Origin of the sequence: Streptomyces solincola (assembly GCF_002982015.1) — a bacterium.
Lineage (GTDB): Bacteria > Actinomycetota > Actinomycetes > Streptomycetales > Streptomycetaceae > Streptomyces > Streptomyces solincola.
The window spans coordinates 1-2,891 of record NZ_PVLV01000557.1 but is presented as its reverse complement, the minus strand read 5'-3'; the positions used below and the strand labels follow the sequence as shown (position 1 = coordinate 2,891).

Below are 2,891 nucleotides of genomic sequence, written 5' to 3'. Positions count from 1 at the left end.
GTGGGGGTGGGGGTGCCGAATGCGGTTGCGGTGGTGGGTTCGGTGCCGGTGGTGGGGTCGGTGCCGGTGCTGGGGCCGGTTGCCGTGCTGGGGTCGGTTGCGGTGCTGGGACCGGCTGCGGTGCTGGGGCCGGCTGCGGTGCCGGGACCCGTTCCCGTGCCGGGGCCGGCACCAGTTTCCGGGTCAGTGCCAGTTTCGGTGCCCGATCCGGATGCGGTGCCGGGACCGGGAGCGGTTGTAGTGCCGGGGCCGGTGGCCGTGCCGGTGGCCGTGTCGGGACCCGTTCCCGTGCCGGGGCCGATGGCCGTGCCGGGGCCGGTTGCCGTCGTGCGGACGGGGCCGGGGCGTTGTTCGGTCTCGGCGGCGGCCGCCGTGGTCGGAGGGTTGCCGCCGGCGTCGGCCTCGGGGCCGGGCAGGCGGAGTGCGACGAGTTCGGTCTCGACGGCCGGGCCGAGGCCGCTGCGGGGGGTGCCCGGCGCGAGCCGGCCGCCGCGGTCGCCGACCAGGACGCGCTCCATGGCCCGTGCCACGACCCGTCCCCTGCCGTACGGCTCGCCCTGACCGAGCACCGTCTGGACGGCCTCGACCAGTTCGCCGCGGCCCGCGGCGGGCAGGCCGCGCAGCCGGGCGAGGTCGCCGGCGAGACGGCTGATCTCCCGCGCGTCGGCCGGGCCGGAGGGGTGGCCCTGCGCGCGCAGTTCGGCGCAGACGCGGACGGCCGTCCGTACCAGTGCGTCCGCCAGGGCGGCGGGGTCCTGGGCGGCGGCCAGGACGAGGTGCTGCCACTCGGGGTCGCGGATGCCGGCCGGATACCCGGACCGCGCGTCCAGTAGGGCGTAGGTGTACGGGATGAGGGAGGTGGTCCAGGTGGTCCGGTCGCCGTCACCGCCCGTCGTGCCTCCGTCGTACGGGAGTCTGGGGTCGGTCGTCGCGGCTGAGGAGGTGTCGGCTGGGGTGAGGGCGGGAGCCAGGGCGGGGGCGTGGAAGGCGCCGACGACGGCGGCGGCCCGGCGGCCGCCGGCGGTGGCGGAGGTGAGGGCGGCGCGCATCCACTGCTCGCGGCGCAGGTCCAGCGCACTGACGCCACCGGCGGCGGCGGAGTCCTGGCGCAGGGCCCAGCCGGTGAGGAGGGCGGCGCGGCGCAGCGCGCCCGGGGTGGACCCGGGGGCGGCGGCCTCGACGAGGCGGTCCCACAGGTCGTCGCCGGGGCGGCCGGTGAGGCGGGCGTTCAGCGCGGCGCGCACTCCCGGGGCGGACCGGCCGACGGCGGGGTCGGCGGGCGTCCGCCAGGCCGGGTCGGCGAGCGGCAGGTCGCAGGTGGCGACCGGGACGCCGTGCCGGGCGGCCCAGCGGATCGCGGCGAGCTCCGGCGAGAAGTCGGCGAAGGGGTAGAAGGCGGGCCTGGCGCCGCCCTCGGGCGGGGCGCCCCGGCCGCCGGGGACGGCGGCCAGGGCGACCGGGGCGCGGGTCTCCTCGTGGGCGAGCCAGGGCAGCCACTCCCCCATCTCGGCGGGCAGCTCCACCAGCAGCACGTCCGGCCGGGCCTCCTCCAGCAGGGCGGGGACGACCGCGGCGAGGGAGGGGGCGTGGTGGCGGACGCCGATGAGGTACGGGCCGGCCGGGTCGGTGAGGGCGGCGACGGCCTCCTCGGGGCTCGGGGCCGGGGTCATCGCCGTCCGTCCGCGAGCACGGCGCGCAGGTCCCACAGGGTGCGCCAGGTGGCGGAGCCCTGCTCGGCGCGGCGGCGGACGGGGCCGTCCCAGTAGCCGAGCAGCCGGTCGGCGTCGGCGGGGTCGTCCTTGCGGACCACGCCCAGCAGGTGCCCCGGGAGGAGGCCGAGGACGTCCCGGTCGCCGGGGAAGTAGGCCGCGGCGAGGCCGAGCGCGCCGGCCACGGAGACCGCTTCGGCGGTGCTCATCACGGTCGACGGGCGTTCCACCTCCCACCCCTCGGCCGACCGGCCGTCGCGCAGGTCCCGGAAGGCGGTGACGAGCGCCTCCAGGACGGTGTCGTCGACCTGGTAGGGGGCCCCGGCCCGCTCGACGGCGGCCCGGGACTGGCGGCGTACGAGGTCGGTCTCGGCCTCCAGGTCGCCGATGGCTCCGACGGTCTCGAAGTTGAAGCGGCGCTTGAGGGCGGCGGACATCTCCGAGACGCCCCGGTCGCGGAGGTTGGCGGTGGCGATGACGTTGAAGCCGGGCGCGGCGTGCGCCAGGGAGTCGGCGGAGCCGGCCAGTTCGGGGACGGCGAGCCGCCGTTCGGACAGCAGGGAGACCAGGGAGTCCTGCACCTCGGGCAGGCAGCGGGTGACCTCCTCGACCCGGGCGATGGCGCCGCGGCCCATGGCGGTGAGCACGGGCGAGGGGACCAGGGCCTCGCGGCTGGGGCCCTGGGCGAGCAGGAGGGCGTAGTTCCAGCCGTACCGGAGCTGGTCCTCGGTGGTGCCCGCGGTGCCCTGGACGACGAGGCCGCTGGTGCCGCAGACGGCGGTGGACAGCAGCTCGGACAGCATGGACTTGGCCGTGCCCGGTTCGCCGACGAGCAGCAGGCCGCGCTCGCCGGCGAGGGTGACGACGCACCGCTCGACCAGGGCGCGGTCGCCGACGAACTTGCCCTCGACGACCAGGCGGCGCGGGACGCCCCGCGGGGCGGCTTGCCCGTCGGGCAGGCGCAGGGTCTGTCCGCCGCTGCCCATGACGAAGGTGACGGCCGCCCGCGGGGTGAGCCGCCAGGCGGGCGGACGCGGTCCGCGGTCGTACGCGGCGAGGAAGGCCAGCTCGGTCGCGTACCGCTCCTCGGGCGGGATGATCTGCCGGACCTCGCCGGCGGCGGTGGGCGGTGCGGTGCCGTCCGGGGTGGTGTCGTCCGGGGTGGTGTCGTCGGGGGTGGTG

The 2,891-nt window shown here is 78.0% G+C and carries 2 protein-coding genes; both read right to left on the bottom strand.

The window, feature by feature from the left end; translation table 11 throughout:
- A partial coding sequence (locus C6N75_RS27095) for a DUF5682 family protein (protein WP_258177639.1) occupies nt 1-1,670 on the bottom strand: 1,670 nt, incomplete at its 3' end.
- Nucleotides 1,667-2,809 carry an ATP-binding protein gene (locus C6N75_RS27090; RefSeq protein WP_105871510.1) on the bottom strand — a complete coding sequence of 381 codons (1,143 nt, stop codon included), beginning with the start codon at nt 2,807-2,809 and terminating at the stop codon, nt 1,667-1,669. The genes C6N75_RS27095 and C6N75_RS27090, both read right to left, overlap by 4 nt.
- Nucleotides 2,810-2,891 lie beyond the last annotated feature (82 nt).